5 protein-coding genes are annotated in these 6006 nt (G+C 62.8%); all 5 read right to left on the bottom strand.

Annotation, left to right across the window (positions count from 1 at the left end; genetic code table 11):
• Positions 1-516, bottom strand: a 516-nt coding sequence (locus B4E36_RS23870; RefSeq protein ID WP_345900905.1) for a NifU family protein, incomplete at its 3' end; no start/stop codon positions are given.
• Between the two features lie 111 nt (positions 517-627).
• Entirely contained in the window at positions 628-1119 is a 492-nt protein-coding gene (locus tag B4E36_RS23865) for a universal stress protein (protein WP_018065543.1), read from the bottom strand.
• A 226-nt stretch (positions 1120-1345) separates the two neighbouring features.
• On the bottom strand, positions 1346-2407 hold the full coding sequence (gene trpS / locus B4E36_RS23860) for a tryptophan--tRNA ligase (protein WP_292055347.1): 1062 nt from the start codon (positions 2405-2407) through the stop codon (positions 1346-1348).
• Positions 2408-2506: 99 nt separating this feature from the next.
• On the bottom strand, positions 2507-4072 hold the full coding sequence (gene murJ / locus B4E36_RS23855; protein WP_345900904.1) for a murein biosynthesis integral membrane protein MurJ: 1566 nt from the start codon (positions 4070-4072) through the stop codon (positions 2507-2509).
• Positions 4069-6006: [protein-PII] uridylyltransferase (glnD, locus tag B4E36_RS23850; RefSeq protein ID WP_345900903.1), on the bottom strand; the 1938-nt coding region annotated here is incomplete at its 5' end. The genes murJ and glnD, both read right to left, overlap by 4 nt.

Genomic DNA, 6006 nt, shown 5'->3' with positions numbered 1-6006 from the left:
CTGGACGCCGTGCTTCAGCGTCGCCGTCGATGACGGGCAACCCGAGCAGGCGCCCTTCATGTTGAGAAACACCGTGCCCTCGCGATAGCCGCGGAAGGTGATGTCGCCGCCATCCTGGGAAACGGCCGGGCGAACGCGGGTTTCCAGCAACTCCTTGATGGTGGCGACGATGGTCTCGTCGCCTTCATCGAAGAATTCCTCGTCGCTGTCGGGATCGATCGCGGGAGAAGCACCCTCGGCCATCACCGGCGCGCCGGACAGGAAATGCTCCATGATCGCGCCGAGAATCGCCGGCTTCAGGTGCTGCCACTCGGGCTCGCCCTTGGTCACGGCGACGAAATCATAGCCGAACATCACGCCTTCCACGCCCGGCACGGCGAAAAGCCGGGTCGCAAGCGGCGAAACGATGGCGTCATCGGCGCTGCGGAAATCGGCATTGCCGCCTTCCATGACAACGCGTCCGGGCAGGAATTTCAGGGTCGCGGGATTGGGCGTCGTTTCCGTCTGGATGAACATATCCATCTCCAAATCAGTTCGGGCGGCTGGAGCGCGTCCAGCGGTCAACGAATTTGACCGGCAATGCCCGTTTTGTTCCTATATCGGCCTTCGGGAGGGCAAACGCAAGGGTCAGCAGAGCGCATCGATATCGGCGTCGTCCAGCCCGTCGGGCAGAACGGTGACCGGTATCGTGAACGCATTGCCGCGTCCGGCGAGCATCGAGACCAGCGGCCCCGGCCCTTCCTTGGCGGGACCGGCGGCCAGAACCAGGATCGCGATATCGCGGTCTTCCTCGACCACGGCATTGATCTCCTCGGCGCGATCGCCCTCGCGGATCACGATTTCCGGATCGATGCCGATCGCCTCGCGCACATTCTCGGCGGCGCGGTTGGCAATCGTCTCGGCCTCCTCGCGCGCCTCGGCGCGGATGATTTCCTGAACCCCGATCCACTCCTGCGCATCGTGCTGCGGAATGATGTAGCAGAGCACCAGTCCGCCATTGGAATTCTTGGCGCGGCGGCCGGCATAGCGCACGGCGCGGATGCATTCGGGCGTATCGTCCACGATGGCCATGAATTTTCGGCGATGTCCGGCCTCGCCGGAAAGACGTTTGGAAACCATTGTGTCACCCCACCAATCTCAAGAAAGCCCGCGCGGCTGTTGAAGACAAGACTGCGGCTGGAACGCGTCCGCGAGGAAAACGCTCCATCCCATCGCTTTCGCCGCATTTCGGCGGAGGTCGGGCGTTTCCGCCAGACTGCGAAATGCGGCAGGCCGGGCCGGTCGATGCCGGTGGCCAAGCCGACATCATATCATAGATCGCAGAAAATCAAGCGCCGGGGCGCTATCAGAGCAGGCCGACGATCTCGTGAACGTCCTTCATGGTCTTCTGCGCGATGGCCCCTGCCCGCTCGCCGCCATCCTTCAGGACGGCATCGATATGGCCCGGATCGGCGTCAAGACGCCGCATCTCGGCCGTGATCGGCGACAGCACGGTGACGGCAAGATCGGCGAGCGCCGGCTTGAACTGCGAGAACTGCTGGCCGCCGAATTCGGAAAGAACATCGGCCTTGGTGCGATCGGCAAGGGCCGCGAAAATGCCGACAAGATTGTCGGCCTCGGGCCGCCCCTTCAGCCCCTCGACCTCGCTCGGCAGCGCATCCGGATCGGTCTTGGCCTTGCGGATCTTGCGCGCCACGGTCTCGGCATCGTCGGTCAGGTTGATGCGCGAGAGATCGGACGGGTCCGATTTCGACATCTTCTTGGTGCCGTCCTTCAGGCTCATCACCCGGGGCGCGGGGCCTTCGATCAGCGGTTCCACCATCGGGAAGAAGGCATGCACCGGCTGATCGCCAACCGTGATGTCGATGCCCGTCCCGGCCGCGCGGATTTTCTTCTCGAAATCGAGATTGAACTTCATCGCGATATCGCGCGTCAGCTCCAGATGCTGCTTCTGGTCGTCGCCGACCGGCACATGGGTGGCGCGGTAGACCAGAATGTCGGCCGCCATCAGGCTCGGATAGGCAAGCAGGCCGAGCGAGGCGTTCTCGCGGTCCTTGCCGGCCTTGTCCTTGAACTGGGTCATCCGGTTCATCCAGCCGATGCGGGCGACGCAGTTGAAGATCCAGGCAAGCTCGGCATGCTGCGGCACCGCCGACTGATTGAACACGATGTGCTTTTCGGGATCGATGCCGGCGGCGAGATAGGCGGCGGTGATCGCGCGCGTCTGCCCCTTCAGGTCCTCATGAACGAGCTGCGCGGTGATTGAATGCATGTCGACCACGCAATAGATGCAGTCCATCTTGTCCTGAAGCGCCACGAATTTTCTGAGCGCGCCCAGATAATTGCCGAGATGCAGATTGCCGGTCGGCTGGACGCCGGAGAAGATTTGCGGCTTGAATTCACTCATGTCAGTTCTCTTTCGGACGGGTGGAAGGCCCGGTTCATCGGGTTTTGCTGGCAGCGCTTATGCACCGCGGCGTGCGGCGCGTCAAACTGAGAAGTGGTCCTATCCGCGGCGGCGACGGACGAGTTTCATGATCAGCGCCCGATTGACACCACCGGTGGCGAGCACCAGGCCGAAATAGACCGCCATGGCGATCGCGATCAGGATCAGCACCCCGCCGAGCTGCTGCATGAAATGCGCGCCCGGCGCAAACCAGGCCGCAAGCTTCACCGCCGCGAATTTCACCGCGGCCGCCATCGCGGCGCCGCTCAGGACGATCAGCGGTATGCGGCACATCAGAAGGCTGTCGAACTTCAGATGACCGGAGATCACGAGCGTGGTCGCCAGCAGAACCACATTGGTCCAGCCCGAAACCACCTCGGCAAGCGCGATGCCGCGTTCGGCGAGGATCGGAAACAGCGAAATGGCGAGAACGGAATTGATAGCGACCGCGATCATGGTGAAGCGCATCGGCAGCTTGGTGTTTTCGCGGGCATAGAAGGCCGGCTGCAGCGCCTTGGTAAGCGCGAAGGCCGGCAGGCCGAAGGCGTAGACCGTCATGATCGCGGCCACCAGCGTCGTGGTCTCGGGCGTGAACGCGCCGCGCTCATAGAGCACCCGCGTGATCTCGGTCGAAATCATCATCAGGCCGAACGCCGCCGGAACGGTGAGAAACAGCACGAATTCGATGGTGCGGTTCTGGATATGGCCGGCTTCCTTGAAGTTGCCGCCCTTCAGCGCCCGCGACAGTTCCGGCAAAAGCACCACGCCGCCCGCCACGCCGACAACGCCGAGCGGAAGCTGGTAGAGCCGGTCGGCATATTGCAGCGCCGAGATCGCGCCGTCCTTGCCGGATGCCACCGCCTGGCCGATCAACTGGTTGATCTGGATGACGCCGCCGGTGATCGCCGCCGGCACGGCGAGCGCCACCAGCCGCCTGATTTTGGGCGTGATCTTCGGCAGCCGGAAGGTGAAGCGCATACCGGCGCGGCGGACATCGAACCAGACGACGGCAAGCTGGATGACGCCCGCGACCAGCACACCCCAGGAAAGATACTCCGCCATCATCTGCGGATCGGCCTTGATCCAGACGCCATAGGCCAGCACCGCGATCAGCACGACATTGAGAAACACCGGCGCGATCGCGGCGGCGAAATAGCGGTGCAGCGAGTTCAGCATGCCGCTCATCATCGCCATCAGCGACATGCAGATCAGATAGGGAAACATCACAGATGACAGCCTGACCGTCATCTCGAACTTGTCGGCATCATCGGCAAAGCCCGGCGCGATGATGAAGCGCACGATCAGCGGCATCGCCAGTTCCATCACCACGGTGATCAGGAACAGCGCCGTGAACAGAACGCCGAGAACCTGCTCGGCAAAGCGCTTGGCGCCGTCGACCCCGCTTTCCTCGATCTCCTTGGAAAACAGCGGCACGAAGGCGGCGTTGAACGCGCCTTCGGCAAACAACCGGCGAAACAGGTTGGGGAAGCGGAAGGCGGCGTAGAACACGTCGGCCATCGGACCGTTGCCAAGTGCTGCCGCCATCATGGTTTCGCGCGCGAAGCCGAACAGCCGGCTTGCGAAGGTGGCGCCGCCGACGGTGGCGAACTTGCCGACAAGGCTCATTTCTCGCGCCCGTCCTTGGCGTCGACGCGCCGTGCCTGCGTGCCGATTTCAGCCGGCAGCAGCATGCCCGGCGGCATGCCCCTGCGGTAATCGTCGCCCTTTTCCTCAAGCACCGCTTTCATCCGCTCAACAATCGCCGCCTGCCGGCTTTCGCTGGTGATCTTCGCGCCGACAAGGTCGGTCACGTAGAAACTGTCGATCACCTTCTCGCCGAAAGTGGTGATCCGGGCGGTCTGGATGTCGAGCGAAAGCTCCGACAGCGTCTGGGTCACATCGGCAAGCAGGCCGGTGCGGTCAAGGCATTCGATCTCGATGACCGTGAAGATATTGGAGAGCTTGTTCGACACCGACACATGGGTCGGCACCGAAAACGGACGCACCGAACGGCGCTCGCGCTGGCGCGCGGCGATCAACTGGTTGAGGTGCTTGCGGCCGGAAAGCAGGTCCTCGATCAGCTTGCCAATCGTGTTGGCGCGCCGCAGCTCGTCGGCGTCATCGTCAAAGGCCCGGTTCAACAGGATCGTATCGAGCGCCCGCCCGTCGGTGGTGGTGAAGATCTGGGCGTCGGCGATGTTCGCCCCGGTCGCGGCGCAGGCGCCTGCGATGATCGACAGCAGCCGCGGATGGTCCGGCGCCAGAAGCGTGATCTCGGTGATATCGTGAAACGCGTTGGTGCGCACCATGGTCGAGAACAATTGCCGCGACTTGTCGGCCTCGCGGATAAAACGGGCGTGGCGGACCTGGTCTTCCAGCGGCACCGTGAGCAGATAGTTCTGGTATTGCAGATTGGCGTATTTGCGCCGCTCGGCATCCTCCCAGCCGGTGAGCGAATCTTCCAGCCGCTCGATGGCGTGCTCGGTCCGCGCCTTGCGGGAAACGGCGGAGAAACCACCCGACAGCAGGATTTCGGTTTCGTAATAGAGCGTGCGCAGCAACTGCCCCTTCCAGCCGTTCCAGACATCCGGACCGACAGCGCGGATATCGCAGACTGTCAGGATCAGCAGGAGGTTAAGCCGTTCGAGCGACTGAACCTTGTCGACGAAATCGACCACCGTCTTGCGGTCGTTGAGATCGCGGGTCTGCGAGGTCATCGACATCAAGAGGTGATATTCGATCAGCCAGGCGACCTGTTCGGTCTGCTTCGCCGTCATCCCGAAACGGGGGCACAGCTTGCGCGCGACCCGGGCGCCGGCGATCGAATGATCTTCCTTGCGGCCCTTGGCGATATCGTGAAGCAGCACCGCGACATAAAGCACGGCCCGGTCCTCGACCGACTGGATCAGCCTTGCGGCAAGCGGATGGAGTTCCGACTCGCCGCCGGCATTGTCGATCTCCGACAGCACGGCGACCGCGCGGATCAGGTGCTCGTCGACGGTGAAATGATGATACATGTTGAACTGCATCATCGCGACGATACGGCCGAATTCCGGGATGAACCTTCCGAGCACGCCGGCCTCGTTCATGCGCCTCAGATAAAGCGCCGGGTCGTTGCGCGAGGTCAGGATCGACAGGAACAGCCGGTTGGCCTCCTCGTTTTCCCTGAGCTCGGCATTGATCAGCGACAGCGAGCGCGTCACCACCTTCAGCGCATCCGGATGGAATTCCAGGTCGTTGATCACCGCGACATAGAAGAAGCGGATGATGGCGACCGGATCCTTCTTGAACACGTCCGGTTCGGCGAGCGCGATCCGGCCGCTGTCGGAGACGAATTCGAGCGAGCCCGGTATCTTGCGCTGGCGTTTATATAGCTTCGACCAGACCACCTGCCCGAACGTCGGCGAGGCCTTGGCCTGCTGCTCTTCAAGGTCGGAGCAGAAGATGCGGGTCAGGTCGCCGACATCCTTGGCGACCAGGAAATAGTGTTTCATGAACCGCTCGACGGCCGAAAGGCCGGGCCGATCCTGATAATCGAGGGCGGCGGCGATTTCGGCCTG

The sequence above is a fragment of the Martelella sp. UBA3392 genome (assembly GCF_002358775.1).
GTDB lineage: Bacteria > Pseudomonadota > Alphaproteobacteria > Rhizobiales > Rhizobiaceae > Martelella > Martelella mediterranea.
The sequence above is the reverse complement of the archived record's forward strand: the minus strand, read 5'-3'. Positions and strand labels throughout refer to the sequence as shown.

Coding starts and splice junctions, on each gene's coding strand:
- B4E36_RS23865 (WP_018065543.1), bottom strand. CDS start 1,119: ATGGTTTCCAAACGTCTTTCCGGCGAGGCCGGACATCGCCGAAAATTC.
- trpS (WP_292055347.1), bottom strand. CDS start 2,407: ATGAGTGAATTCAAGCCGCAAATCTTCTCCGGCGTCCAGCCGACCGGC.
- murJ (WP_345900904.1), bottom strand. CDS start 4,072: ATGAGCCTTGTCGGCAAGTTCGCCACCGTCGGCGGCGCCACCTTCGCA.